At 35.3% G+C, this 26,436-nt stretch carries 23 protein-coding genes and 1 pseudogene; 10 read left to right on the top strand and 14 right to left on the bottom strand.

Annotation, left to right across the window (positions count from 1 at the left end):
• Positions 1-47: 47 nt before the first annotated feature.
• Positions 48-1,517 (bottom strand): LicD family protein, encoded by a 1,470-nt coding sequence (locus DMC01_RS01825; RefSeq protein WP_142692591.1) that lies wholly within the window; start codon positions 1,515-1,517, stop codon positions 48-50.
• On the bottom strand, positions 1,507-1,941 hold the full coding sequence (locus tag DMC01_RS01820; protein ID WP_142692590.1) for an FAD synthase family protein: 435 nt from the start codon (positions 1,939-1,941) through the stop codon (positions 1,507-1,509). The genes DMC01_RS01825 and DMC01_RS01820 overlap by 11 nt, the downstream gene beginning before the upstream one ends.
• A 362-nt stretch (positions 1,942-2,303) precedes the next feature.
• Between DMC01_RS01820 and rpmI the strand changes: the two genes are divergently transcribed.
• Together rpmI and rplT are read left to right on the top strand one after the other, a co-directional pair.
• Positions 2,304-2,495, top strand: coding sequence for a 50S ribosomal protein L35 (gene rpmI, locus DMC01_RS01815; protein ID WP_142692589.1), 192 nt, complete (start codon positions 2,304-2,306; stop codon positions 2,493-2,495).
• Positions 2,496-2,946: 451 nt separating this feature from the next.
• On the top strand, positions 2,947-3,306 hold the full coding sequence (gene rplT / locus DMC01_RS01810) for a 50S ribosomal protein L20 (protein ID WP_142692588.1): 360 nt from the start codon (positions 2,947-2,949) through the stop codon (positions 3,304-3,306).
• A 755-nt stretch (positions 3,307-4,061) separates the two neighbouring features.
• Here rplT and DMC01_RS01805 read toward each other — a convergent pair.
• From DMC01_RS01805 to DMC01_RS01760, 12 genes and pseudogenes are all read right to left on the bottom strand, one after another.
• The gene (locus tag DMC01_RS01805) at positions 4,062-5,129 is read right to left on the bottom strand and encodes an ATP-binding protein (protein WP_142692587.1); all 1,068 of its coding nucleotides are present in this window, start codon (positions 5,127-5,129) and stop codon (positions 4,062-4,064) included.
• Between the two features lie 123 nt (positions 5,130-5,252).
• The gene (gene luxS, locus DMC01_RS01800) at positions 5,253-5,741 is read right to left on the bottom strand and encodes an S-ribosylhomocysteine lyase (RefSeq protein ID WP_142692586.1); all 489 of its coding nucleotides are present in this window, start codon (positions 5,739-5,741) and stop codon (positions 5,253-5,255) included.
• Positions 5,742-5,898: 157 nt separating this feature from the next.
• On the bottom strand, positions 5,899-7,284 hold the full coding sequence (gene dcuC / locus DMC01_RS01795) for a C4-dicarboxylate transporter DcuC (protein ID WP_142692585.1): 1,386 nt from the start codon (positions 7,282-7,284) through the stop codon (positions 5,899-5,901).
• Positions 7,285-7,472: 188 nt separating this feature from the next.
• Positions 7,473-7,713: pseudogene (locus DMC01_RS14675) on the bottom strand (IS1595 family transposase); the annotation flags it as partial.
• A gap of 288 nt (positions 7,714-8,001) precedes the next feature.
• Positions 8,002-8,232, bottom strand: coding sequence for a hypothetical protein (locus DMC01_RS01790; RefSeq protein WP_142692584.1), 231 nt, complete (start codon positions 8,230-8,232; stop codon positions 8,002-8,004).
• Positions 8,233-8,576: 344 nt separating this feature from the next.
• Positions 8,577-8,993, bottom strand: a complete 417-nt coding sequence (locus DMC01_RS01785; RefSeq protein WP_142692583.1) for an NfeD family protein — start codon at positions 8,991-8,993, stop codon at positions 8,577-8,579.
• Positions 8,994-9,134: 141 nt separating this feature from the next.
• A complete protein-coding gene (locus tag DMC01_RS15720) occupies positions 9,135-9,266 on the bottom strand; it encodes a hypothetical protein (protein WP_282432221.1) in 132 nt (43 codons plus the stop codon).
• Positions 9,267-9,280: 14 nt separating this feature from the next.
• The gene (locus DMC01_RS01780; protein WP_142692582.1) at positions 9,281-10,195 is read right to left on the bottom strand and encodes an SPFH domain-containing protein; all 915 of its coding nucleotides are present in this window, start codon (positions 10,193-10,195) and stop codon (positions 9,281-9,283) included.
• A 103-nt stretch (positions 10,196-10,298) separates the two neighbouring features.
• Complete coding sequence (locus DMC01_RS01775) at positions 10,299-12,149, bottom strand: primosomal protein N' (RefSeq protein WP_142692581.1); 1,851 nt, start codon at positions 12,147-12,149, stop codon at positions 10,299-10,301.
• Positions 12,146-12,613 carry a type II secretion system protein gene (locus DMC01_RS01770; protein WP_142692580.1) on the bottom strand — a complete coding sequence of 156 codons (468 nt, stop codon included), beginning with the start codon at positions 12,611-12,613 and terminating at the stop codon, positions 12,146-12,148. Before DMC01_RS01770 ends, DMC01_RS01775 begins: the two co-directional genes overlap by 4 nt.
• On the bottom strand, positions 12,610-12,867 hold the full coding sequence (locus tag DMC01_RS01765; RefSeq protein ID WP_142692579.1) for a hypothetical protein: 258 nt from the start codon (positions 12,865-12,867) through the stop codon (positions 12,610-12,612). The genes DMC01_RS01770 and DMC01_RS01765 overlap by 4 nt, the downstream gene beginning before the upstream one ends.
• Positions 12,857-13,084 (bottom strand): hypothetical protein, encoded by a 228-nt coding sequence (locus DMC01_RS01760; RefSeq protein ID WP_142692578.1) that lies wholly within the window; start codon positions 13,082-13,084, stop codon positions 12,857-12,859. The genes DMC01_RS01765 and DMC01_RS01760 overlap by 11 nt, the downstream gene beginning before the upstream one ends.
• Positions 13,085-13,202: 118 nt before the next feature.
• Here DMC01_RS01760 and uvrB point away from each other — a divergent pair, with 118 nt between their 5' ends.
• From uvrB to DMC01_RS13075, 8 genes are all read left to right on the top strand, one after another.
• Positions 13,203-15,176: an excinuclease ABC subunit UvrB gene (uvrB, locus tag DMC01_RS01755; RefSeq protein ID WP_142692577.1), complete on the top strand. Its 1,974-nt coding sequence runs from the start codon at positions 13,203-13,205 to the stop codon at positions 15,174-15,176.
• Between the two features lie 116 nt (positions 15,177-15,292).
• On the top strand, positions 15,293-16,063 hold the full coding sequence (locus tag DMC01_RS01750) for a CAAX protease (protein WP_142692576.1): 771 nt from the start codon (positions 15,293-15,295) through the stop codon (positions 16,061-16,063).
• A gap of 244 nt (positions 16,064-16,307) precedes the next feature.
• Positions 16,308-16,736 (top strand): DUF4156 domain-containing protein, encoded by a 429-nt coding sequence (locus DMC01_RS01745; RefSeq protein ID WP_142692575.1) that lies wholly within the window; start codon positions 16,308-16,310, stop codon positions 16,734-16,736.
• A complete protein-coding gene (locus DMC01_RS01740) occupies positions 16,726-18,123 on the top strand; it encodes an amidohydrolase family protein (protein ID WP_142692574.1) in 1,398 nt (465 codons plus the stop codon). The genes DMC01_RS01745 and DMC01_RS01740 overlap by 11 nt, the downstream gene beginning before the upstream one ends.
• 783 nt (positions 18,124-18,906) lie before the next feature.
• A complete protein-coding gene (locus DMC01_RS01735) occupies positions 18,907-20,262 on the top strand; it encodes a sodium-dependent transporter (protein WP_142692573.1) in 1,356 nt (451 codons plus the stop codon).
• Between the two features lie 10 nt (positions 20,263-20,272).
• A complete protein-coding gene (ald, locus tag DMC01_RS01730) occupies positions 20,273-21,382 on the top strand; it encodes an alanine dehydrogenase (protein ID WP_142692572.1) in 1,110 nt (369 codons plus the stop codon).
• Between the two features lie 858 nt (positions 21,383-22,240).
• Entirely contained in the window at positions 22,241-25,438 is a 3,198-nt protein-coding gene (locus DMC01_RS01725) for a S8 family serine peptidase (protein ID WP_185908593.1), read from the top strand.
• Positions 25,439-25,948: 510 nt separating this feature from the next.
• Positions 25,949-26,116, top strand: coding sequence for a hypothetical protein (locus tag DMC01_RS13075; RefSeq protein ID WP_185908591.1), 168 nt, complete (start codon positions 25,949-25,951; stop codon positions 26,114-26,116).
• Positions 26,117-26,436 lie beyond the last annotated feature (320 nt).

The raw sequence follows: 26,436 nt of genomic DNA, 5'->3' as shown, positions 1-26,436 counted from the left end.
TTTATCTATCTAAAATAGCTCAGTTTTAAACTATAAAACCTACTCATTTAACTTACTTTTAAATTCTTTTTAAAACTCAAATACTCCCCCACGAAGTCATCCGCACCATAAGCCTTTAAGGCAGCTAAAATTCGTCCCTCATTATGCAGGGCAAATTCAGTGCCAAGCAAGGAAATAAGCACGGTTATAAAATGCTCCTTTTGCGTTACTTGCATATTTGGGGTGTCTAAGTAGGTATTATAATTTAGGCTATTTTTAGGCACTAGATAATCAGCCCCATAATTTTCACTAAGATATAAATGCTTATCTTTAGGGCTAAGATAATTTTGCCCTAAAAATTCACGCTCAATTAGCTTAAAAGGGGAATTGCTCCAACGAGTAAAATGCCCATCGTGATAAACCTTTCCCTCTTCTTCATAATGCACAAAAAGATCAATCTTAGCCCCATTTATATGCAAGAGTTTCAAGCCTTTAAAAAAGCCCTCATCGCTTATTAAAAAAACCTTGCTTTTTATAAAAATATCCCTTAATTTCTCTAAATCGCTTTCAAACACCCCTAAATCCAAGTCATAATCGTGGCTTATGAAGTTTTTTTCGCGAATTAAGCCCAAAAAAAGCCCTGAGATAAAAAACATTTCAATGCCTTCTTTTTTTAGAGTAGCATCTAAGTCCTGCAAGGCTTCTTTGGCATCGGCTTTGCTTAAATGCTTTTTTCTTTTTAAAGCCTTTTTTTCTCTAAGATTTGAAAATAAAAGCTCTTTTGTGAATTTTTTTGCCTCTTCATAAGAATGAGCCTTTAAGGCTGCGAAATTTAAAGAAGATATAAGCTCATCTTTGTGGGCGTGAAATTTAGCAAAATTGTCTTTGTTTTCTTCGTAAAGTTTCAGTAAAAGCGTGAATTCTTTTTGAGTTTGCGCGTGATAGGCTAACTCGCTCCAAGTTTTTATACGGTTACTCTTTTTTAAAAGTGCGGATAAAAGGCTAAAAAGCTCATCCTTTCGCCCTAGATAGGATAAAATTCTAGCCTTTAAATAAAGGGCTTCAATGGAGTTTTTTGTTAAATCTTGTGTGGGATTTGTTTGTGAATTTTTAATGCTTTCTTGGCTTTGATTAAAATTTTCTTGTGAATTTTCCTTGCCTTGCTTTGAGTGTGGGCTTTTTTGATCTTGCCTTGAATAAGCTTTGCTTTCTTGATCTTGTAAGCTATCTTGCTTTGAGTTTTGAGTGGCTTCTTGAAAAGAAGTGGGGTTTGAGTGTTTTGAATTTAAGCCCTTTAAATAAGCATCCACATAAGAAAGGGCTAGCTTAAAATCCCCCCACACATAGTAAAAATAAGCTAGATAAAAATTTGCTATGTTTTGCTTTAAGCCTTGCAAGAAAGACATTAGTTTAAAGGCTTTTTCTTGGCTTTTGGTGTGCTGAAAATAAAACACTGCCAAAAAGCAAAGCGTCCTTGCAAGGACATTAACACCTTTGGTTTCTCTAAAAGTTCGCCTTAAAAGAGCCTTAAAAATCACTCTTTATCCTTTTTACAAGCTCTGTGGTTGAGATGTTTTTTGTACGTGGCAAATACACAACCTCGCAAATATCTTTAAACTCATCAAATTTCCCAGCCCAATCATCCCCCATCACCAAGACATCAGCCTCATAACGCAAGATATATTCTCTTTTTAGCTCCAAGCTTTCCTCTAAAAAAACCACATTCACATAGCGAAGTGAGGCTACTATCTCAGCTCTTTCTTGCTGGGTCATTATGGGTGTGCGTCCTTTTTTGGCGAAGTTTAAATCATCGCTTGAAATTCCCACAAAAAGCTCATCTCCAAGAGCAGCAGCACGCTCTAAAAGCTTTAAATGCCCAAAATGAAATAAATCAAAGCTTCCAAAGGTAAGAACTCGTTTTCTATCTAGTCTTTGAGATATATTTTTGACTGTTTTTTTCATTAATAATCCTAGAAAAATCAAATCTTTTTTTAAAACAAAGTGTTAAAAGTTATTAAATCACAGTTCTTAAAATGCCTTAAAAATAAGCTTTTTCTTAGCTTAGATCCTTAAAATTCAAAACTTTAATCTTTGCTATAAAAGGCTTAATTTAAAACCTAAATTATAGCTATAATTTCATTTATTTTTTTTTTTTTTGAAAACTAGCCAAAAAACTTCAAAAGATTTAAATTTTAAACTTGCTAAAATTTTTACATAGGACATAAATTTAGTCATTTTTATAAAAATTACTAAAATTTTTAAAAAATTCAGCTTTATTGAAAGCAAATTTAGCTAAAATTGTCCTTTTTTAAAAAGGAAGTGCAATGCCAAAGATGAAGAGTGTAAAAAGTGCTGTTAAACGTTTCAAGCTAGGCAAGAATAAGATCAAAAGAGGCTCAGCCTTTCGCAGCCACATTTTGACTAAAAAATCTGCCAAAAGGATGCGTGATTTACGCACTACAAAATATGTGCATCCAAGCGATGTAAAAGCTGTCGAAAAGATGCTAGGAAGGTAGTTGAGATTTATGTGTGAATTTGACACATTTGCTTGAATTTTCTTGCAAATTTGTCCAAAATTCACGCAAAACTGCAAATCTTGCTTGATTTGTGTAAATGCAAGATTAAGTTTTGCAAGGCTTAAATTCTTATTAGTGCAAGAATAGAGCTTGTAAAGCCAAAAGCCTTTTACTACTTTAAGCAAGTAAGAAGAGGGAAAGGTTAGCTACTTGTTAAATTAAGCCCTTAAATGACATATATAAATGTCAAGTTAAAGAACTTTAAAAATTTAGGCAAGGCTTGAATTTTTCAAACTTGCTGTGAATAAGTTGTTATGATTTTAACAAGGATAGCTAAATTTATGGCTTATGCAAGAAAAATCAAAACGAAGCTAAATTGTGCAAGTAAGGTTTCTCCCACAAAGAAAGCCAAGAGGCAATCCAAGAACCAAGCAAATAGAAAGGAAAAGATATGGCAAGGGTAAAAACAGGAGTGGTTCGCCACCGCAAACACAAGAAAATTTTAAAATTAGCAAGGGGCTTTTATAGCGGACGCAGAAAGCATTTTCGCAAGGCAAAGGAGCAATTAGAAAGAAGCCTAGTTTATGCTTATAGGGATAGGAGAGCTAAAAAGAGGGATTTTAGAAGGCTTTGGATAGTTCGCATAAATGCAGCTTGTCGTCAAAATGATCTAAGCTATTCTAGCTTTATAAATGGGCTTAAAAAGGCAAAGATAGAACTTGATAGAAAGGTCTTAGCTGAGTTAGCTATGAATGATAGCGAGGGCTTTGCTAAGCTTGCTAAAACTGTAAAACAAGCTTTAAAGGGCTAAATTTAGCCTTGAAGGCTTTGTAAGATTAGGCTAAATCTCAAATGCTTTGGCTCTAAAAAAGTTTTGTCATTTTAAGCCTTAGGCGAAGAAGCCATAAATTCAAGGCACTTCTTTATAAATTCGTGAATTTTTAGCACACTATTAGAATGACAAAATGGTATTTTGTCTAAAATCAATACTTTTTTGAAAAATAGCCTTTTATAATTTTATGAGCCTTGTTTGCCAATAGCCTTTTAGCTTATTTCAAAATGACAAAGGTGGTTTGTATAAATTAACATTTTTTAAAAAAGCCTTTAAATAAGTTTGTTTAGGGTATGAAAAATTAGACGAAAAAATATATGATTTATTTTTAAAATTCACAGAAGTTGAGTAAATTTTAAAATATTCTTTCAAGCCTTGTTTCTTTATAAACAAGCAAACTACTTATAGAACATAATAAAAGCGAGTTTATAAACAAAGTCATATCAATGCAAGCTGTGAATTTATAGGATTTGCTACCTTGCTTTTAGCAAATTTAATGGCTAAAAAGCAAATTTTTCCCTCACTTCAAAGAATATTAAAAGGCAAAATTCAAGTAAAATTCAAGTGCCAAGCTCTTGTTAAAAGCAAACCTAGCAAAAATTCACTAAAATTTACAAACTGTGAAATTCTTATGAACTCTTTTTAAAAGCACTAAATTTATGAAGATACTTGTTATGAGAGAATTTGGTGATTTTTAAGAAAAGGCTTGGTTTAAAAATGGCTTTAAATTTAGCTTAAAGCCCCAAAGCCCACACATCAAAGGGTAAAATGTCAATCTTAACCCCATCCTCATAAAAGCTCTCTTCTGTTGAAAGAGTGATAAAAACTATGTGTAAAATGCCTAGCTCAAGTGCCTTTGCAAGCATTTTTTTAGCCCTTAGTTTAATTAGATCAAGATCAAGCGTAGGACTTAAAATAATGGCTATTTTAGCCCTTACTAGATAAAAATCAAAGCCCTTGTCATAACTTAACCTAGTATTTAATTTTAAAAGCTCTGTGAAAACGACATTTGCAAAGAGCTGCTTGAAATTTTTATCTATGCAAAGGGCATTTTTCAAGGCAAAGTCTCTAAAATACACCTTTTTAATCCTCTTTTGACTGTGATTTAAAAAACACACAACCCCTCTATCCTCAAGCTCACTTATTGCCTTGTATAGGCTATCCTTGGATACCTTAAAATTATTTTTAAGCCTTAAATAAAGCTCATTTGTGCTAAACTCAGCTCCTAAATTTCTTGCAATGTGCCTTAGAATTTCACAGTCTAACTGTGAAAAATGTGCCTTTAAATACTCATTTAAATTCACGCCAAAGGCTCTGCCATTTTGCAAAAAGGCTCCAACTTGTGAATTTACAGGCACATTCTTCTTGCTTATACTTATAAATTCCTCAAAGTCTAAAAAATCAAGCAAAAGCTCTTTAAAATCAGCAAGCTTTAAAGATAAAAACTCAGTTGCAACTATGCACTGTGTTAGTTCTAAAATAGGAGAAAACTCATAGCAAAAATCCTTGCCAACCCCATAAAAAATGATTATTTTAAGCTTTTTGTGAATTTGATTAGCCTGTTTTTTTTGGATAAATGTTTTTAAATTTACAAGGCAAGCTTCATTAAATCGAAGATCCTCAAAATTTAAAAATAAAAATTCTTCTTTGTCAAAATTAGCTAAATAATTTAAGATTAAGGATCTTTTGCCTGAATTTTTTGCTCCCTTAATGACAGTATTTTGCCCATCAAGGCTTAGTTTTCTATGTAAAAGCTCCTTGCTTTGAGGTGGATTTTCGTAAAAAAATTCTAAAATTTGCATACTGTGCCTTTGTGTGCTTTTGCAAGTATTTATAAGGCTTGTTTGAGGTAGAGTGTTAAATTAATTTGAATTTCCTAGGCTAACTTAGCAAAAATGCCTTTAAGCTAAGCCTAGGATTAGCTTTTAGGCAAATTCTTTTAAGAGTAGTTTTTGAGTATCCATTATGCCTATGCCCCTATCAAGCACACTTTGAGCTATGCTTTTAGCCTCTTCTAAGGAGTGCATTTTAAAGGTGCCGCATTGATATTTATTTGCCTCTGGTATTTGCGTAGCATTTAAGATGTCCTTCATACTAGCAACCCAGGCCTCTTTTACGCTCTCATCACTTGGCGTACCAATAAGGCTCATATAAAATCCCGTGCGACAACCCATAGGAGAAATGTCGATGATCTCAACGCTATTTGAATTTAAATGATCCCTCATAAAGCCAGCAAACAAATGCTCCAAGGTATGTATGCCCTTTTCACTTAAAATATCTTTGTTTGGCACACAAAAACGAAGATCATAAACGCTAACTGTATCCTTGCTTGGAGTTTGCATAGTCTTTGCAAGCCTCACAGCAGGGGCTGGCATAATGGTGTGATCCACCTTAAAGCTGTCAAGTAATGGCATTTTTTGTCCTTTTTAGTAAATTTTTGATCTAAATATCTAGCTTTTCTTTGAATTGAAAGTATTTAAATTCAAGTAAGCCCTTTTAAATTTAAAACCTTTAAAAAAGCTTAAAGTTATAACTTAGATCAAATTAAGACAAGATTATAACACAAAAGTTTTACAAAGACAAACAGTAAGCCACAAGTATATTTACGATCATTCCTACAAGCAAAAGTGGGGTTGATCTTTTTACAAGGGCTATGGGACTTAGCTTTGTATAACCAGCTAAAATCAAAATCCCACCTGAGATAGGAGAGGCTGCCCTTCCCAAGCAAGATGCCATTTCTATGGGCAAAACAAGCACTATGGGAGGAATGCCAAGTTTTGAAGCTATGTCAGGTGCTAATCTCCCAAAGGCATTAAAAGCTGCAATCCCACTTCCCATAATCACAGCAGCAAAATACACTATAAAGCTTAAAAGGCTTATGGTTAAGATGAGTGCCAAGGCTCCCATATTTGAGATCCAATTGGCTATTATACCTATACCCCCTAAGGCTTTAATGCCCTCAGCAAAGATGCTAGCTGCTATGATGATGGATACAACTGTTATAAAGATCTCAGCCATAGACCTTAAAATCACTATCATATCCTCTGAAAGCTTTTTAGCATCACGGTAACGAATAAATTCAATGATAAAAACAAGGGCTATGCTTATGAAATTTGCCGTAATTACATCAAGCTTTACATCGCTAAAATAAGCTGTAAATAAAAAGATAATGGGAAGCCAGGGCAATAAGATATAAAAGGTAGGACACTTGGGATCGATAATCTCAGGTCTTTGAATTTCTTCATTATCAAGCCCTCTTAATCTATCTTTTTTGTCCATATAAGAGTAATAAAATGGGATTAAAAGGGCTAAGACCACCACATAGGCTAGGACTGTGTAGATTTGATAATTTAAAAATATCCCTACTACATTGTCTTTTTCGCCTACCATATCAGCCATATTTATGGAATTTCCATCCTTTGGTCCATAATCAAGGGCTATTAAAGAAAGCACAGAAGCAGCTGTTATAGGGCGAATTCCAAGGGCTATAAGTACAGGATATATACAGGCAAGCAAAAGTATGATAAGTCCTGCATAAGAAGAAATTACTATTTTCAGTGCCATTCCTACCACAAAGGTTCCACTTAATACTAGATATTTATTTTTGATCCTAGCCAAGGGCTTGTTGGCAAGATAGGCTAGCTTTGAGGAGGCATTAATGTGCTTCATATAGCCTGCAAAGCCAGCTACTGACATTATGATAAGTCCAACTCCGGCTAGATTTTTCTTAAAGGTTTCTGTGATAAAGACAAAGCCATCAAGTAAATTTGTAAAAAAGCTTATTTCTTCTGGTTTTCTTTGAGTACTTGGCAGAGGTGTGTTTGTTAGATAAAAGGCTAGCATTAAAATGACAAGTCCTGAAAAGAAGAAGATAAAAATGGGATTATAGTTTTTTAGCACATAATAAGCCACAATACCAACCGCAACAAGCGTACAAGCAATCATCACAAAATCCATAATCTTCCTTTAATATTTAAACTTCTTAAGTAGCCTTTCTAAACTTAGACTAATATAAAATTATACCCAAAAATTTGTCATTTTACTAAGCCCTTTAAGCTTACTTTGCAATGATAAGAAAAAATTTTAAAGCTCAATTAAACTTAATAGGATTTTGGTTTATCAATTTTGGTGATTGATGCTTTTAGCTAAACTGAACTAGGATTTTTCCTAAGCCATTTTAACAAAATTTTATACAAATTTTCGTTTTTAACTTTGACATTAGATCGAAATTCAGTTTCTTTCAAATGCGTAAAAAGAAAAATTCTCTTGCCGTGAAACTGACTTAATCTAGCCTTTGTAAGGTCCCTAGAAATTCTCTATGCCGTTTATGTGATTTCGTCCGTTTGCAAAACTCATTTGCATTACCCTATAATGTACCTTTGCTCCTTCTTGCAAAGTTGCAAGAGTGCAAAGTAAAAACTTTTGCGACCAGCCCCACTCCACGCTTAGTTAGCACTCTTTTTGCACCTTCTACTACGCAGTTGTGAGTGAAGCGTTGCAAAAAATAACTCTCATTAACTTCATATCAGCACTCATTTTAGAAATATTTTCGCATTCTTTAAGGACTAAAATATGAATTTCTTTGAAAAATTTACACAAAGCTTGATGAGGAATTTGACAAAGATTGACATTTTTTAGCCTCTAAATCAATTCTTGCAAAGAAAGGGGCGGAGGCTAAGTAAAAAAGATCTCAAAATCTCTCTTAGATTTGGCGAAATTTGCAAACTGTTCTTTATTTTTCACAGGATTTAGCTTAAAAACCCTTTGCTTTAAGTTTAAATGAGCTAAATTTAAAATGAACTCAACATATCTTAAACATTTAAATTTTTGACATTTTAGGTGCTTTTTTGACTCTGTTAAAAAGCTTTGTAAAGGTTCTTTTATAAAGCGTATTGTTCTTGTCATACTTTGCCTATAAAGAACTTAAAATAAAGCTTTTTTGCTAAGCGAAATTTTTCGGCCAAGTGTCAATTCTTCAAAAATAGAAGCGATTATAGAGGTGATTTTGTAAAAATATATCTTTTGCTTTGTTGAGGTCTTACAAGCAAGGTTCTTTATTTTTAGAATTTAGAACATAGCTTTTGATAAAGGAACTTTTTTGAAAAAAAGAATATTTTGTTTTGGCTAAGATTACAAGCTACTAAGCATACCTTCAAGGCTAAAGATTTGCTTTTTGGCAAAAAGCTATATGATAAATTCACGCTGTTTTAGAGCCTTTAAGTTAGATCTTTGAGTATATCTTTAAAAGCCTATTTTATAGCCACTATAAGAGGGACACCATCCTTGAAATCCGCTATTTTCACCCTTTGTCCTATTTCAAAGCCTGTGGTGTCGCATTGCCACATAGTACCGCTGCATTCTATCACGCCGTTTTCTACCACAAGGGCTTTGGAGCCGATTTTCAGCTTTAAATTTGCATTTTCTATGAATTGTTCGCTAGGCTTTGAAAACCTTTTCAACAAAGGCTTTAACACAAGCAAGGATAAGAAAGAAAAAAGCACTATGCTTAGACATTGAAGGGCTAGTGAGTTAAGAAGATTAAAAGAGCTTAAAAGCCCTGTTATAAGCACTCCAAGCCCTATAAAAAGCAAGAAATAACTAAACACAAAAAGCTCACACAAAAGCAAGATACCGCCTATGATGAAGAGCCACATTGTTTCTATCATTTTTATCCTTTTTTTTAACGGCTTGTCTTGCTTCGCTAAGCTAACAACTCATTGGGCGGTTCTTTTGACAGAGTTTGCAAAAAGATCAACCCATCAAGGCTAGTCTCAATCGCTTTTTGCTTAATCAGCCACCAAAATAGCTCAAAAATACTTCGCCTTATCCGCCTTTGTTTGTCTTGAAAATTCACAGTCTTTGCCATTTAAAACACAGTAAAAATTCACGCATTTTCTTTTAAATTTTTCAAAAAATTCACAAAAAACATTTAAATTCACGCAAAAGCCAAATTTTAAGCCTTTTTATCCTTTAAAAAATCCTTAATCACACTTAAAGCCCCTATAAATTCAGCACTCTCATAAGGCACAATTACCTTGTCCTTGCTAGGATTTTTAGAAAGCTCTGTAAAGGCTGAAATTCTATCCTTTGTGAGTAAAAACTCAGCAGCTAAGGGGCTTTTTGACATCTCATCATTTATGATTCTTATGGCGTCTGCTTGTCCTTGTGCGAGGGCGATTTGCTCGTATTTTCTAGCGTCTGCCATTCTTTCAATAGCCTCTGCTTGCAAGACCTGTTCTTGCTTAAAAGCCTCGGCACTTCTAATTTGTGCTTGTTTTTCAGCCTCTGCTTTAAGCTCGATGGCGCGTTTGTCGCGTTCTGCTTTCATTTGCTGATTCATACTCTCTTGTATGTCCTTGCCTACCGAGATTTCGCTAATCTCAACCCGCATAATCTTAACGCCCCAGTTATGTGCCGCCTCGCCCAAGGCAACTTGCAGTGCGGCGTTGAGCTTGTCGCGGTTTGAAAAGGCTTCATCAAGGGTTATCTTTCCAAGCTCGCCGCGAAGTGTTGTAACGGCAAGGTTTTCAATGGCCATTTGATAGTTCGTTACCCCATAAGTAGCCGTTTTAGCGTCCATTACAGTGATAAAGACTATGCCATCGACAAAGATGCTAACATTATCCTTTGTAATGGCTTGTTGCCCCATATTTATGAGCTGTTCCTTGCTTGTAACCCTTGCTACAACTCTATCTATGTAGGGTATGATGAGATTAAGCCCGCCGTAAAGGGACTTGTGATAGCGTCCAAGCCTCTCAACTATGTAAATGTCGGTTTGTGCGACTATTTTAAGCCCTGCAAAGATTGTAGCTACGACAATTGCAAGTAAGACTATGGCTATGATAGCCGAGGTAGAGATAAATTCCATAAAAATCCTTTGTAAAAAATTTGAAATTTTAAAAAATTCACAGGATCAAAGCTACTAGTTTGAACCTTGTTTAAATTTGGCTAAAAATTATAACAAACTTTATTTAATTAAACTCGATCGGATCAATATCAGCAATGATTTCTTTAAACTGCGAAGCATAAAAAGCAGCCTTTATAAGCGGGGTGTGGGTTTTACTTCGCAACAGCACATAAAAGCGAAATTTATTTTGCATAAACTCAATCCCACACGCTCCAAAGCCCACTACCTCAATGCTTTTAAGCTCTTTAAATTCAGCCCCTAATTTTTGACAAAGCTTGCTTGCTTTTTCTTTGTCTTTATCCTCAATCACTAGCCTTAAAAGCCTAGAAAAAGGCGGATAAAGCCCCTTGCGGTTGCGAAGCTCATCACGCAAAAAGGCATCATAATTTTCTATGTATCTTTGCCAAAAGCCCTTTTGTTTGCTTTGTATCAGCACCCTTGCCGCACCTTTGCGACCAGCACGTCCTGCTACTTGCATAGCCAGAGCCAAACTTTCCTCGTAGGCTCTAAAATTTGGACGAAACAAATACTCATCAAGCCCCAAAATCACGCTTAAATCAACGCTATGATAATCGTGCCCCTTTGCAAGCATTGAAGTTCCCACTAAAATGTCGATTTTATGCTCGTTAAAGTCTTGCAAGATGGCTTCTAGCTTTTTTTGAGTTGTGGTTGTGTCGCTGTCAAATTTGGCTATTTTTATGTCCTTAAATTCAGTGCTAAGCTCGGTTTGTAAAAGCTCACAAAGCTCGCTAGTTCCCATCTTTCTAGCCTCAAGCATAAGAGCCTCGCAATGCGGACAGCTCTTAGCTATTTCTCCCAAAAAGCCGCAGTAATGGCATTTCAAAGCAGCCTTATCCTTGTGAAGGCTCATAGCCACGCTACAAAAGGGGCAATTTATCGTTTTTCCACAGCCCTGACATAGAATTTGACGAAAATTTGCCCGAGTTGGCAAAAAGATGATGGCTTGCTTTTTTGCCCTCAAACTCACACGAAGTTCTCTTAAAACCGTGCTAGAAAGCCCTAATTCGCTCTCATCATAGATGAAATTTTTCTTGCTTTGAAAAAAAGTGCCTTTCAAACGAAAGCTTTTTTGGCGGTAAAAGCTCGTTACGCTAGGCGTTGCTGAGCCTAAAAGCACCTTGATTTTAAGCCTTTGTCCCAAAAAAAGTGCCAAATCCCTTGCATTTATGCGAGGATTATCATTTGCCTTGTAGGAATTATCGTGTTCCTCATCCACTATAATGAGGGCTAGTTTAAAAAAAGGCAAAAATAGAGCCGATCTTGCACCAGCTACTAGCAAAATTTCGCCATTTTCTAGGCTTTGCAAGGCTTTTTGCTTTTTTGCCTTGCTGATTTTTGAATGCCACATTATGAATTTATCCTCAAAATACGCACTCAAACGCTTTTGCATTTGTGGGGTAAGGGCGATTTCAGGCATTAAAAGTAAGCACTGCTGTCCTTTTGCTAAATACTCTTTGATTAAAGATATGTAAATTTCGGTTTTACCACTGCCTGTGTCGGCAAATAGCAAGCTAGTGTCATTGTTTTTAGCAAATTCAAGGGCTTTAAGTTGCTTCTCGCTTAATTTTGGAGCATTTTTGATTAAAACAGAGCTTGTTTCATAGGGCTTTGAAGCCTCAAAGCCACTTAGCACAAAGCCTATCTTGCAGGTATAATATGAGCTTATAAAGAGGGACAGCTCGCTTTGGCTCTTACTTAAAAACCTGCCAGTAGCCTCTAAAATGGGCTTTGTGGCGAAATTTGGCTTTTGCACCCTTTTCATCACAAAGCCTTGCACCCTGCCTTTTTTGGCTAGTTCTACAATAACCTCGCTGTAAATTTCAAGCTCTGCCTTACTTTCATAGCTTAAAGCCTCCAAATAAAAGCCCTTGAGGGCTACTTCGTAATAATTCATAAAAGCTCTTTGCAAAGGCTCAAGCACTCAAAACTGCTTTCATTTGCATTAAATTCAAAGTCTATGAATTTTTTAGCACTTAGATAAAAGCGGTAGCTTCTAACCCCTGTTTTTAGCCAGCCCTTTGTGTTTGATACTATGCCTGAGTTTAAAATGCTAGTGGTGCAGCAGTTTGACCCACCGTTGCAGGCTGAAATTTGAGCCTTTGAGCAATAAAACAGCCTCTCGCCCACTAAATTCACAGCCGCCTCATCAAGCACACTTAAATTTAAAGCTGAATTTACAAGCATTTGTTCGTTTTTAGCTGCTGCAATGCCACTTTGTATCATAGTTAAATCAGCTTTTAGTTTAAGCAAAATGGCATCTTGTTTTGGAGAGTTTATGTAAGGAAGGGCTATGGTGGCTAGGATGGCTATTATGCAAAGGACTAGGATTAGCTCAAGCAAGCTAAATCCTCCTCTCATCTTTTACTTACTTTAAAGATAGGCTCTGTATTTAAAGCCTTAATCAGCTCGTCAATTTGTTTGCGAATTTCGTAGTTTTCGTAGCTTTTTGCGACAAAAGATTGAATCATATCTTTTAATTCTATCTTCTTAGTGCCCTTTGAGATCAGATCTATATCAGCCTCAAAGATCTTAGCAAAGTCCTCAGAGCATTTTATGACAAAGTCCTTGGCGGAGACATTGATTATAACCTCTGTGATCTTTTTATTTTCCAAGTGCTGCTTCCATCTTTTTAATCATATCCTCGCTGAATATGTTTTTATTTTTAAGTTCCTCTTCAAGCCTTGCTATCTCGTTATTTTTAGCCTCATTTTGAGCCCTAGCACTGACAAGTTCGTTGCGTAAGTTTTCATTTTCATCGCAAACTTCTTTATACCGTTCTAAAAGCTCATTTACCTTCTCTGTGAGCGTGTACATAATCTTATCATCCATTGCCTTGTCCTCTTTACAAAAATATCTTTGTAATTGTAACAAAAAACTTAAGTTTTTGATAGTTTTTAAGGCAAATTTTTGTAAAATTTAGCCCAAAAATAAAAGTTTTAAGGCAAATATGTTTGAATTAACAAGCTCTTTTAAACCAAGTCCCGACCAAGCTCAGGCTATAAATGGCATAGTTAAAAGCATAAAAAATGGACAAAAATACCAAACCCTGCTTGGCGTAACAGGCTCTGGAAAGACCTTTACTATGGCAAATGTCATAGCCCTTTTAAATATGCCTACCCTTGTAATGAGTCATAACAAATCCCTATGCGCCCAGCTTTATAGCGAATTTAAGGGCTTTTTTAGCAAGGACTTTGTGGAATACTTCATCAGCTATTATGATTATTATCAGCCAGAAGCCTATATACCACGCACTGATATATTTATAGAAAAGGATAGCTCGGTAAATGAGGACTTAGAAAGGCTTCGTTTGAGTGCAACAGCGTCTTTACTGAGCTATGATAATGTCGTTTGCATAGCTAGCGTTTCGGCAAATTATGGGCTTGGAAATCCAAAAGAATATGTAGGAATGGTGCTTATCTTTGAGCTTGGTATGAATTTGAATCAAAAAGAGCTTTTAAAAAAGCTTGTGGATATGGGCTATAAGAGAAATGATAGCTTTTTTGATAGGGCGGATTTTCGAGTAAATGGCGACACGGTGGATATTTATCCTGCTTATTTTGAGGATGAGGTGATTAGGCTTGAATTTTTCGGCGATGAATTAGACGCTATGTATCATTACAATGTCTTTGAAAACAAAAAGGGCAAGGATTTAAAGCGCTTCATTTTGTATCCTACAAGTCAGTTTAGCGTTGGCGAGGCAAGGCTAAAAGAGGCGATTAAGGGCATAAAGGCTGAGCTTGCTGAAAGATTAGCCTATTTTGAAAAGGAAAACAAGCTTGTGGAGTATCAAAGGCTTAAACAAAGGGTTGAATTTGACATTGAAATGCTTGAAAGCACAGGGCTTTGCAAGGGCATTGAAAACTACGCCTTGCATTTAACAGGGCTTAAAAGTGGGGAAACCCCCTATACCCTTTTTGATTATTATGCCATTAAGGATAAGCCCTTTTTGGTGATAGTTGATGAATGCCACGTTTCCTTGCCCCAGTTTCGCGGTATGTTTGCAGGGGATAGAAGTCGTAAGCAAACCCTTGTGGATTACGGCTTTCGTTTGCCCTCAGCCCTTGATAACCGCCCCTTGATGTTTAATGAGTTTATAAACAAAAACTGCGTTTTTCTCTTTGTTTCAGCTACCCCTGCCCCACTAGAACTTGAGCTAAGTGCGGATAATGTGTTTCATCAAATAATGCGTCCCACAGGGCTATTAGATCCCATAATAGAGCTAAAAGACAGCGACAATCAAGTAGAAATTTTATATGATGAGGCAAAAAAGGTAATCGCAAGGAATGAGAGGGTTTTAGTAACCGTGCTTACTAAAAAGCTAGCAGAAGAGCTTACTCGCTACTACTTAGAGCTTGGCTTAAAGGTAAAATATATGCACTCAGACATTGATGCCATTGAGCGAAACGAGCTAATAAGAGGGCTTCGCACGGGTAGCTTTGATATACTCATAGGCATAAATTTATTGAGGGAGGGGCTTGATTTGCCAGAAGTGTCGCTAATTGCCATAATGGATGCTGATAAAGAAGGCTTTTTAAGAAGCACTACAAGTTTAATTCAAACTATGGGAAGGGCGGCTAGGAATGTCAATGGCAAGGTGCTTTTATTTGCCAAAAAAGTTACAAAGTCTATGCAAGAGGCTATGGATATAACAAACAAACGCCGCGAGCTTCAAAATGCTTATAATAAAAAGCACAGTATCACTCCAACTTCGGTGCAAAGGCACTTAGAAGATAGCCTTAAAAGCGAGCTTGATGAGGCTGAAATTTACCGCAAGGGCAAGAATTTAGAAAAAATGCCAGCTATTGAGAGAGCAAAGCTTGTTAAGGAGTTGAGAAAACAAATGCTTGAAGCTGCAAGGGTGCTTGAATTTGAAAAGGCAGCTGCTTTAAGAGATGAGATAAACAAATTAAGAACTTTGTGAGATGTAAAACTCGGGGTAGCCTCTTTCTGAGAAGTACCCACCTTAGTCGTGGTTAGCCCCCCGAATTGCTAAAATTATATTATAATCAAGCTAAATAAGAACTTAAAGGCGTAAAAATGAGCTTTTCTTTGGAGGATGAACAGTATTACAAGATAAAAGAACTTTTTGATGCACAGTTACTTAGCAAAGATTTTGAAAATAAAATCAAACAAAGTATAAGGGTTTTGCATTTTCAATATCTTTGGGGTGCTTGTAAAGAAGCGCAACAATACCTCTTAAAGCATCCACAAACAACAGTTTCCACGCTTTTTGATTTTATTATGAACTTGTATAATAAAAAACGCAAAATTCATCAAGCTAAATTTTTGCTCTTACATTGCTTTAAAAATGCTTTGCGTAGCACACTTGCAGTAGGTATAGCTAAGCTTTATAACACTCAAAGCGATGATTGGTTTTCTCGCATTGAGAGCTTAAATTCTCAAAAGGCTGAAAAATTAAAAAACATCATAGAAAGAAGACCGAGACAAAATCGTATGAGCCTCAATGATATAAACAATAGCTTTGAAATTTTTGATATTTTTTCTTTGATAGATTTGCAAAATATCTTAGAAACATATTGGGACGAATTTGCTCATTTATTTAAAGATGAAAAATGCTATAAGTGTCAAGTTTTACCCATTTATGGAACAAAAAATCATCTTATCACTAAAATCAATCAAATTCGTTGTGCTAGAAATGAGGTTTTTCATAATAAACCTACAAGGATACGGTTTCAAAAGGACTTAGAAATCCTACTTTTAAGGCTAGGATACAATCTTTACGAAGCTATCAATTTAGGCGATATTCAATCTTGCATTAGCTTAGGTTTTAATTATATCAATGAATAAGAATTTGGTTTAAACCCTACAAGAGCTAAGATAAATAAGCTTAAAAGCTTATGCTTGCTTTGTAATTGGGAACTAACGCTTCGATTGTTTGCAAGTAGTTTTTAAAACTATACAAGAATTTGCTTTTAAAAAGATAAAAGTTGTGAATTTTAACCGTTAAATGAGGATAAATTTTATTTTGTAAGCAAATACTTAAATTTAAAATGCTAGAATTGATATGAAATTTTAAAATAAAGGATTAAATATGACAAATTTAAAGATAAACTTAGTCTTTGTTTTATTTTTTTGTGCTTGCTCAACAAAGATAGCAATAACCCCACTTGAAACTGAGGCTAGTGGGGTTCAAATAGCCATTAGCGAGCCTACAAACTGCATTAGATTAGGAGAGATAGAAGGATATAGAAAGAATTCACACGGGGGCTTGAATTTACAAGAATTAAGAGCCTCGATCAAAAACGAGCTAAAAAACAAGACCCACGGTATGGGCGGTGATACGCTAGTCATCATCGGTGCGGACAGCATAAGCTCAAATGGGGGCTATTACAGCACTAGAAGCTTTTATCATCCTTATGATTTTTATGTGCCTTATTCTTACCCGAAAGAATACATTATGGACGCCATAGCTTATAAATGCAAGCTAGGCAGCATTCAAAGTGTGCAAAATGCTTATTAAAAACGCAAATATTTATGGGGCAAAAACCCAAGATCTAAGGGTGCAAGATGGGCTTATTGTAGAAATAGGCAAGAATTTAAAGCCTAAAAATGTGAATTTAAGCAAAAATTCAAGCAAAAATGGCAAAAATTCACGGTCAAATGACGAAAATTCAAACAAAAATAGCGAAAATTCACATTTAAACGCTAAAAATTCAAGCCAAAATAGCAAAAATTCAAATAGCACAAATTCACAGTTTAAAAGTCAAGATTCAAGCTTAAAAATTAAAAAAAGCACAGCAAATTCAACACAAAGTGCCACAAATCACGCAGAAGAAGTCCTAGACGCCAAGGGCTTAACGCTTTTACCCTCTTTTATCGATCTAAATGTGAGTTTGAAAAATGATCATTTTAGCATAGAAAATTTAAGGCTTTTAGAGGCTGAGTGCTTAAAAAGCGGGCTTTGTGCTCTGGTTTTAAAAGATACTATGGACTTTAATGAGGAAAGCCTAGCCCTATTTTTAGAGCATTTAAAAGGTTTTAAAATAAAAATTTTTGCCACTGTTCGTGTTTTGGATGGCTTCAATAAGCTTAAAAATCTATCCACGCTAATAAACAAGGGAGCTTGCGCCTTGTCCTGTGAGAGCAAGGTTTTGGCAAATGTGCTTCGTCAAAGTATGCAGTATGCTCAAATGAAGGACAAACCGCTCTTTGTGCATTGCTATGAGAGTGGGTATGATGATAAGGGCGTGATGAATGATGGGCAAACTAGCTTTGAGCTTGGACTTGTAGGTATTAGTGAGGTAAGCGAGTTTAGCGAGGTGGCTAAGATCAAGCAGGTGGCTAAATTTTATAAGACAAAGGTCCTTTATGAGTGCCTTAGTTTAAAGAGTTCGCTTGATTTACTTGATGAAAAAGATCTTATACAAACTAGCATTCATCATTTGCTAAAAACAGACGAGGAATGCGAGGATTTCAATACCTTTGCCAAATTAATGCCCCCTCTTCGTTCAAAAAAGGATAATCTAGCCTTACAAAATGCTTTAAAAAGTGGCAAAATAAGCTTTTTAAGCTCACTTCACAGCCCAAAGTCCATAGTCTACAAGGATGTATCTTTTGATGAGGCTGGCTTTGGGGTACATTCAATCTGTGAGTATCTAAGCCTTTGCTACTCTTTTTTAATAAAAAGCAAGTTCTTATCCTGGCAAGAACTTTGCAAATTCACAAGCCTAAATCAGGCTAATTTTTTAGGACTAAATTCAGGCGAAATTGCAGTTGGCAAGGAAGCAAATTTAATACTCTTTGATGAGAATGCTAGCCTACAAGCCTTGCCCACAAGCCTTTATCATAAAGACAAGCTTTTTGGGGAAATAAAGGCACATTTTATTAGAGGCGAGAGGGTTTTTTGAATTGTTTTGTTAAAAAATTCAAAAATGGTGGCAAAAGAACTACAAACACATACGGTATATTAACTTTTAAAAATCATTCTAATACCACACAAAGCCCCTAAAATCAAAAAACTCTTTTAAAAAGCCTTGATTTATAACTCAAGCTTTTGGCTAAAAAATCACACTGTAAAATGCTAAGCACTCTAAGACAAGAATTCACTTTTTTCATTCTAAGCCTTTTTACAAAGCAAAAAAGTCTTTTTTTTAAATAAATTTTGTTTTTTAATGCCCCTTGCTTGTTTGAAGTTCTAAGCTTGTCTAAGCTACAAAGGATCTGCTTTAAGATTTTTATTATGTTAAGCAAAGTATAAAAGCTCCCTTTGAATTTATTTAGGCTATGCTTTACTAGCCTCTTGTGCCACATAGTTACACAAAACAAAAATACCTCACAATTTTTCTAACCTAGCTTTAATTAAATTATAAAATAATTCAGCCATTTAGTTTTATTCTAAGCCTTATGCTTTGAAATAATCTTTAAAATTCAAGCCTCTTAAGCCTAAGGCATTTTATAACCTTTAATCAAGCTATTTTAATCTTAGAATTTATAAAACAATGAAAATTGTGTTACCTTTATATACATAAAAAATAAACTTGCCTATAAAATTTAAAAAATCGTTTTTTTTTTTTTTTTGTTTGTATAATAAAATCAAGCTATTAGTATGACGAAACTGTTATTCTTAAATTTGCAAGGCAAACAAAGAAAATCTTTTGAGATGCTTTGCTTAGGATAAAAAAGGAGATCTTATGAGACACGCTTGGTCTAGTACCCTTACTTATGTTTTAGTAACCGCAGGTGCGACAATAGGCTTTGGAGCTACTTGGCGTTTCCCTTATCTTGTAGGTGAAAACGGAGGCGGGGCCTATGTTCTTGTTTTTATCATAGCTATGTTTGTCATAGGCATACCTATGATCTTGGTTGAAAATGTCATCGGTAGAAGAGCCTCTGTAAATGCCCTTGATGCTTATGATCCAGCACATCAAAAGAAGGACTTTTCTAAAATTTGGAAGATTGCCGGCTTAATGGGACTTTTAGGAGCTTATGGGATCATAGCTTATTATATGGTTTTGGGCGGCTGGGTGCTTACTTATATCTTTAATATACTAGGTGGAAATTTAGATCTTTCAAGCCCCATAAGCAAAGAGATCACTCAAAGTTTTTACAAAGAAAATATAGAATATAACCCCCTAATGATAAGCTTTTACACCTTGGTCTTTGTCTTGCTTAATTATATAGTCTTAATCAGAGGGCTTGGTGATGGCATAGAAAGGGCGATGAGGTTTTTAATGCCACTTTTAATTCTTTGCCTAATAGGAGTTGTGATTAGAAATTTAACGCTTGAAGGAGCTAGCGAGGGCATTAAGTTTTATTTATATCCTGATTTTTCTAAGATAAATGCAAAGCTTTTCATAGCGGTTTTAGGACAGGTCTTCTTTGCACTTTCTTTGGGCTTTGCTGTTATGCTAACCCTTTCATCTTTTTTGCACAAAAGAGAAAATATGCTAAAAACAGCCCTACTAACTGCCATCATAAACACAGTCATAGCCGTTTTGGCTGGTTTTATGATCTTTCCTTCCTTATTTACCTTTGATCTTGTGCCTGATTCTGGTCCTAGGCTTGTTTTTGAGGTTTTGCCCATAGTTTTTTCTAAGATGTATTTTGGTTCTATAGTGGCACTTGCCTTTTTTGTACTCTTGCTAACAGCAGCCTTTACAACCTCCATAACCCTTTATGAGCCTTTAATCACAGTAGCACAAGAAAAGCTTAAATTCAGTAGAAAAAAGGCTACTTTTTGGGTTTTATTTCTTACTTTTATCTTAGGAAATTTGCCTTGTATCTTAGCTTATGGGGCTTTAAGGGATGTGAGAATTTTAGATAAAAATATCTTTGATGCCTTTGATTTTATAAGTGGGAATATCTTTTTTGTTTTAACTGCTTTGTTATCTGCTATCTTTGTGGGTTGGATCTTAAAAGAAGATGCAAAAAAAGAGTTATTAAATGGCTTTTCTAAGAAAAGTGTTGTTGATCTTTGGTTTTATTATGTTAAATTCATAGTTCCCATTGTGATCTTAGTGGTATTTTACAATGGAATTTTTACTTAAAGGAGAAAAGATGAATATAGCTTGTGCTAAGGAGATAAAAACACACGAATACAGAGTTGGCTTAACGCCTAGCAATGTCAAAGAGTATGTTGGTAACGGACATAAGGTCTTTATAGAAGAAGGAGCAGGAGAGGCCATTGGCTTTTTAGATGAGCATTATGAGAAAAATGGAGCAAAGATAGTAGATAAAAAAGAGCTTTTTGATAAGGCTGAGCTGATTATAAAGGTAAAAGAGCCCTTAGAAGAGGAGTATGAGTATTTTAAAGAAGGACAAATTCTTTATACCTACTTGCACCTAGCTGCTGATGAAAGGCTTACTAAGATGCTACTTTCTAAGAAAATTTCATCCATAGCTTATGAGACCATAAGGCTTGGAAACTCCCTTCCTTGCCTTGCGCCTATGTCTATGATAGCAGGAAGATTGTCTGTGTTTGAAGCTGCTAAGTATAGTCAAAAAACCTATGGAGGAAGTGGGGTATTATTAAGCGGAATACCTGGGGTGCAAAAGGGCAAGGTTGTCATAGTAGGAGGAGGGGTTGTAGGCATAAATGCTGCACAAATTGCACTTGGAGCTGGTGCTGAGGTAAGCATTCTAGACATAAACACTCAAAGGCTTGCCTATATAGATCAAATTTTTAATATGAGAGTTCATACCTACTACAGCTCAAAGGCAAATTTATTAAACCTACTTGAAGATGCTGATGTAGTAATAGGAGCTGTTTTAATACCAGGAGCAAAGGCACCAAAGGTGATAAACAAGGAGGATCTAGTGCATATGAAAAAGGCTTCTATTTTGGTTGATGTAGCCATAGATCAGGGAGGTTGCTTTGGTACTTCAAGGGCTACTACTCACGATGAGCCCATATATGAACTTGATGGGATCTTGCATTACTGTGTCGCAAATATGCCAGGATGTGTAGCAAAAACCTCTACCATAGCCCTAACAGATACCACCCTAGCTTATGGGCTTAAAATAGCAAATAGGGGCTTTAAGGAGGCTTCTTTAAGCGATGAGGCCTTATTGCAAGGAGTAAATACCCACAAGGGACTTTTAACCTACGAAGCAGTTAGCAAGGCTTTTAATATCCCCTACACAGAGGCTTCAAAGGCTTTGGCTTAGAAATTTTAAGGCTTAAATTTGCTGAGATCATTTTACAAAAGAGCCTAGAATTTACTGGGCTCTTTTTTGTTAAAAAGCTACATAAGTTTAGACTTAGCTTAAATTCTAAGAAAAAAGCTTTAAGCTATGATCTAGCTATGAAAGCTAAGTATATACTTTGTGCTAGAAGTTCACAAATGTAGGGAAGTTTGAGGTATTTTTTGCTTTTTTATAGTCCGTAATCCGTATATATAAAATCTTGTCAAATTTATAGCAAAAACACAGCTCGTTTCAAAAATTCACGCAAAGCGTGAATTTTATCTATTTATGTTCCGTATTCAGTGTTCTGTAGTCTATATTGCGTAAGTATCTTTGAATTTTAATTTACACATAAATTCAAATAAACCTCATCAATTAAAATTCACGCAAAGCGTGAATTTTTCTTACAATTTTACATTTTTATAGCAAAACGCAGTTCTTGAGTAAAATCGCCTCACAATAATCTGCTCAAATTTATATATTTAAAATTCAAATTTTTACCTAAATTCAAATAAGCTTCCTCAATGAAAATTCACGCAAAGCGTGAATTTCCGTTATCTATAATCTATCATTCCGTGTTCCGTAATCTATATTCCGCATTCTGTTACATAATTTTCATTTAAAATCCAACTTCAATTTAAAGGCAAAATGCTAATTTTTTCAAATTTATATACACAGTTCTTGTTTTTTTTTTTTTTTAATATGCTAATATTATGGAATAAAAATTGTGTTAATTCACAAAGGATTAAATTTAAGTTAGAGCTCTTCTTATAACTGCTCTTATGTAAAAAACTAGTGTAAAATTTAGCACTAATTTTTTAAATGATTAAAGGCAAAAAAATGCGTTTTTTAATTTTATTTTTTATCTTTGTAAATTTAGCTTATAGTCTTACTCCTTTTGATCTTCATAATGTCTCAAAGGCTCACGGTCAAAACATAACAGGTGCTGGCATTGAAATAGGCATAATAGATGATGCTTTTAGAAGCGATCATAGAGGTTTAACAGGAAGTGTGATAGAGGCTACTTATCCTTATATCAACTCAGCCCAGGGCAGGGTATATTACAATCCAAATTTTAGAAACGACACCCACGGAAGCCACGTAGCAGGCATAGCTGTGGGAAATAAGATCAACAACTCCTTGCCTTATGGCATAGCCTATGATGCTAAATTTTATGGTATGGGCATCTTTGCTAGTGGTCGTTATACAAGCCCTGAAAGCTTTGCTTTTTTTAATCCAAAGGGGGTTAAGATCATAAATAATAGCTGGGGTTCAAATGTCTATCCTAGCTTGAATTTAGAAATAGACGCAGCCGGTAGGCTAATTACTTGTTCTACTTGTAGTGTGGATTATGTTCTTAGGCAAATTACAAGAGGAGATATTACCTCAGGATTATACAGGCTTTCTACTCAAAACAATGTTTTAAATGTCTTTGCAGCTGGGAATGAGGGTATTATGAGTCCGGGCTCTCCGGCAGTAGCTGCTAGATATGATGAGAATTTAAGAGCCTGGCTTGCTGTTGGAGCCTTGGATGCTAGCTATATAAATAGGGATTCAAACGGTCGCTTGATAGTAGATGCAAGAGGGGTGGCTGAGTTTAGTAATGGCTTTATAGGAGCTGAGAATTTTTCCCTAGTGGCCGCTGGTTCTTTTATAAATTCGGTTGATTCAAGAAATACAAGCTCCTTTACTCAAAAATCAGGAACCTCAATGGCAGCACCCACAGTAAGTGGGGTAGCAGCTTTGATTCAACAAAAATTCCCCTTCTTAAATGGCAAACAAATAGCAGATGTGCTTTTAAGCACAGCAGATAAAAACTATCAAGCTCCTAAGATGATAGTTAAGCAAGTTGATGATAGCACCACTAAGTATTTAATCGTATATATAGATCAGGCTGTGCCTACAAGCGAGGCTGAGATCAAAGCTGATCTAGAAAAAGAGTATGGAAGTTACTATTTAAATGGCAAAAAATGGAGTGATCTCATTTGGGAAAATAGAGACAGTATGCAAAGACCTCAATCCTCCATTCAAGGAACCATGCAAGCTAGCAAGGAACAGGTCTTTGGTCAAGGCATCTTGGATGCTCAAAATGCTCTAAGAGGCCTAGCTACTCTTGATATAAATAGATTAAATGACAAGGATGTAGCAAGTAAAAACGGCATCAAAGAAGCCTTTTACACCATAGATACGGCTGGTTTTGATGGGATCTTTGAAAATGATCTAAGTCAAAAAAAATGGGATAGCTCCTTACACCTTGCGGATGCTAGAAATTTACCAAAGGAGTTAAGCAATTTAAATGCAGGGCTAATTAAAACAGGGGCTGGTTCTTTAACCCTAAGAGGTACAAATAGCTATGAGGGTGCTAGCATAGTTAGAAATGGGGAATTAAGGCTTGAAAAAAGAAGCGATGGAACAGGAGGAACCTTAGCAGGATCTGTCTTTATAGAAAGAGGAGCAAGGCTTAATATCTTGGGTGCAGATACTATGATTAGCACTCCTACTCTTAGTGCTAGCATAAAAAAGGATCTAACTAATGAGGGAGGGACCTTACTCATAGGATCAAGAGGGCTTGGGCTTTTGGATGTAGAAGGCACTTACACCCAAAAGGATCAGGGCATCTTGCAGCTAAGCTTTAACTCAGGTGGAAACTCAGCCCTTAAAGCTAGAAGCTATAACATAGAAAATGGCTCCTTGCAGTATTATCCCTTACTTGCCCAGCTTTCAAACGAGGCTCAAACCATAAAGATAAATTTGCAAGAACTAGGTGCTTCCTTGGATAAATTTAGCCAGGTTACAGTTGTGCCAAATTCACAGGTATTTAACTACACCCTCTTAGATGATAAGATAACCTTAGAGGTTTTATCAAGGCAGGATGCTTATGAAAACTTTGCAGGTGCAAATTCCTCTTTAGCAAGTGCTTTAAGAAATATAGCCTCCTTGCCAAATTTACCCACAAACTACACTGAATTTTTCACAAGCTTAAATACCAAAAGCCAAGAAGATTATGAAAAAAGCATAAAAAGCATAGATAGCAACGGACATCAAATGCATACAGAACAAATGGGCAAGGTGCAAGTAGAAAATGCCCTAAATAACATACTTCATCTTTTTGATCAGGCCCCATCAGGATCACTTTACGCAGATCAAAAAACCTACTATGCTGCAAGCGGACAAATAGCAACGGATCTTAGTAATTTATATGGCTTAGGTGGCTCTAATAATCTTTGGTATTTTTCTCCAAGCTATCATTATTCTCAATCAGATGAGAGAAATTCAAAGGGCATAGGAGGCTCTTTGGGTGTAACAAAGCTAGTATCAAAAACAAGCTCATCCTTATATATAGGCTATAATCAGCTTGATAGTAGCTTTGATTACTCCACTCTTAAATCTAAGATCATAAGCTCAGGGCTTCATATATCAAGCCCACTAAGTGGTAAAACAAAGCTCTTAGCAGGGCTTAACGCAGCCTTTGCTCAAAATGATCTTCAAAGAGAGCTTTATCAAAATCCAACAAACATAATAAAAGGCTCTTATAACACCATCTTTGCCTCAGCCCAGCTTGGACTTTCAAGGGGCTATGAGGCTTATACTGCATTTAAAAATTCAATGAATAGCTCTTTTATCATCTCTCCTCTTGCTTATCTAAGCTATAATTTTTCTCATCAACAAGCCTTTAAAGAGATAGGACAGCTCTTTTCTAAAAGCTATGAAGCCTTTAATCACCACACAGTCTCAGCCACTGCTGGCTTGAATTTTAGCTACATAGTAAGCAAAAACAAAGATAATACAAGCTTGAATTTCTACTCAGCTTATGAGAGATTGCTCTTAGGGGATGAGCTTAAAAATAAGGCTCAGTTTAATGATTTCAATCAAGATGGCTTTAATCAAAGCTACACAGTTAATAAAGACACAGTTAGACTTGGGGCAAATTTAGAACAAAGCATAGGCAAAGCCTTTTTTCAAATAGGCATAGACAGCCATCTTAGCAAAAAAGAACAGGGATTTAACATAGTAGGCAAGGCTGGCTTGTCTTTTTAAGCTCTAAATTCACCTTAGCTTAACTTTAAGCCTTGCAAGCCTTGTGGCTTAAATTAAATTTTTCATTTAAATTCAAGCTTGAATTTAAAGATCTTGTTTTTTTACTAGCCTTTGAATTTATATGTTATTAACTTAAATTCAAGGCTTAACTTAAACTCGTATAAATTTAACTTAGGCTGTAAGCAAACGATGCAAAATAAACGCATGCTTTGTTGGCAAATTTAACCAAGGATAAGTTAGGAAAATTTTTAAATATTTTTTACTTCGCTTGTAAGAGCATAAAAAATTCTAAATCTTTGTGAGCTTTGAACTTGTTTAAATTCAAGGACTAAGAAAATTTAATTTTAAAAAATGTAATTTAAAAATTGGCTCAATTAAGCTTAAAGCAAAGGATTTTTAAGCTAAGTCCTATAAAAACAAAGATCCATTTCCAAATATAAGATAACTTTTAAAGTATTTTTTACTTCTCTTCTTATTAGCTCATCCCTTTGCAAGAAACCTTCGATTTAGATGCAAACAGACGCTTTTGTCAAATCTCATAATAAAATTTATGTAAAATTTGCAAAAAAAATTCACATTTTAATAGCCAAAGAATGTGAGAAGTTTTCTAAAATGAGTGCTGAGATTGAAAATAGTGAAAATTGCTTCGGTGGTGTGCGTGGAAAGCTTGGACATTAAGCTGAAAACATCTTTTATTTCGTAACTCTTGTAAATATAAGCAGAAGAGGCTTTGCGAAATTTATACTTGCTAAATTTAAAGGCTAAAAAAGAAAATTTTGTCCTTCACTTAAAGGAAATTAAGATAAAAAATTGAATACAAAATTCTCATCAAAATTTATTAAGCTAAATAAGTCAAAATCTTGTTAAATTAATTAAGTCATATCACTAGTTCTTGCCTAAAATTTGCCACATTGTTTCAAATTTTTAAAGGCTCACAAGCTTAAATAAACAGCAAAAAGATCTTTAAGCTCTTAATTTACTCTGTTTTAAACCTAGCA

Origin of the sequence: Campylobacter troglodytis, assembly GCF_006864425.1 — a bacterium.
Taxonomy (GTDB): domain Bacteria; phylum Campylobacterota; class Campylobacteria; order Campylobacterales; family Campylobacteraceae; genus Campylobacter_D; species Campylobacter_D troglodytis.
The sequence above is the reverse complement of the archived record's forward strand: the minus strand, read 5'-3'. Positions and strand labels throughout refer to the sequence as shown.

What these genes read in the sequence shown, in the direction of transcription:
- DMC01_RS01750 (WP_142692576.1), top strand. Translation starts at nt 15,293, where the DNA reads ATGAGCTTTTCTTTGGAGGATGAACAGTATTACAAGATAAAAGAACTT.
- DMC01_RS01775 (WP_142692581.1), bottom strand. Translation starts at nt 12,149, where the DNA reads ATGAATTATTACGAAGTAGCCCTCAAGGGCTTTTATTTGGAGGCTTTA.
- ald (WP_142692572.1), top strand. Translation starts at nt 20,273, where the DNA reads ATGAATATAGCTTGTGCTAAGGAGATAAAAACACACGAATACAGAGTT.
- DMC01_RS01780 (WP_142692582.1), bottom strand. Translation starts at nt 10,195, where the DNA reads ATGGAATTTATCTCTACCTCGGCTATCATAGCCATAGTCTTACTTGCA.
- DMC01_RS01735 (WP_142692573.1), top strand. Translation starts at nt 18,907, where the DNA reads ATGAGACACGCTTGGTCTAGTACCCTTACTTATGTTTTAGTAACCGCA.
- luxS (WP_142692586.1), bottom strand. Translation starts at nt 5,741, where the DNA reads ATGCCATTACTTGACAGCTTTAAGGTGGATCACACCATTATGCCAGCC.
- DMC01_RS01820 (WP_142692590.1), bottom strand. Translation starts at nt 1,941, where the DNA reads ATGAAAAAAACAGTCAAAAATATATCTCAAAGACTAGATAGAAAACGA.
- DMC01_RS01785 (WP_142692583.1), bottom strand. Translation starts at nt 8,993, where the DNA reads ATGATAGAAACAATGTGGCTCTTCATCATAGGCGGTATCTTGCTTTTG.
- dcuC (WP_142692585.1), bottom strand. Translation starts at nt 7,284, where the DNA reads ATGGATTTTGTGATGATTGCTTGTACGCTTGTTGCGGTTGGTATTGTG.
- DMC01_RS01760 (WP_142692578.1), bottom strand. Translation starts at nt 13,084, where the DNA reads ATGGATGATAAGATTATGTACACGCTCACAGAGAAGGTAAATGAGCTT.
- rpmI (WP_142692589.1), top strand. Translation starts at nt 2,304, where the DNA reads ATGCCAAAGATGAAGAGTGTAAAAAGTGCTGTTAAACGTTTCAAGCTA.
- DMC01_RS01745 (WP_142692575.1), top strand. Translation starts at nt 16,308, where the DNA reads ATGACAAATTTAAAGATAAACTTAGTCTTTGTTTTATTTTTTTGTGCT.
- DMC01_RS01725 (WP_185908593.1), top strand. Translation starts at nt 22,241, where the DNA reads ATGCGTTTTTTAATTTTATTTTTTATCTTTGTAAATTTAGCTTATAGT.
- DMC01_RS01740 (WP_142692574.1), top strand. Translation starts at nt 16,726, where the DNA reads ATGCTTATTAAAAACGCAAATATTTATGGGGCAAAAACCCAAGATCTA.
- uvrB (WP_142692577.1), top strand. Translation starts at nt 13,203, where the DNA reads ATGTTTGAATTAACAAGCTCTTTTAAACCAAGTCCCGACCAAGCTCAG.
- DMC01_RS13075 (WP_185908591.1), top strand. Translation starts at nt 25,949, where the DNA reads ATGCAAACAGACGCTTTTGTCAAATCTCATAATAAAATTTATGTAAAA.
- rplT (WP_142692588.1), top strand. Translation starts at nt 2,947, where the DNA reads ATGGCAAGGGTAAAAACAGGAGTGGTTCGCCACCGCAAACACAAGAAA.
- DMC01_RS01790 (WP_142692584.1), bottom strand. Translation starts at nt 8,232, where the DNA reads ATGACAAGAACAATACGCTTTATAAAAGAACCTTTACAAAGCTTTTTA.
- DMC01_RS01805 (WP_142692587.1), bottom strand. Translation starts at nt 5,129, where the DNA reads ATGCAAATTTTAGAATTTTTTTACGAAAATCCACCTCAAAGCAAGGAG.
- DMC01_RS01770 (WP_142692580.1), bottom strand. Translation starts at nt 12,613, where the DNA reads ATGAGAGGAGGATTTAGCTTGCTTGAGCTAATCCTAGTCCTTTGCATA.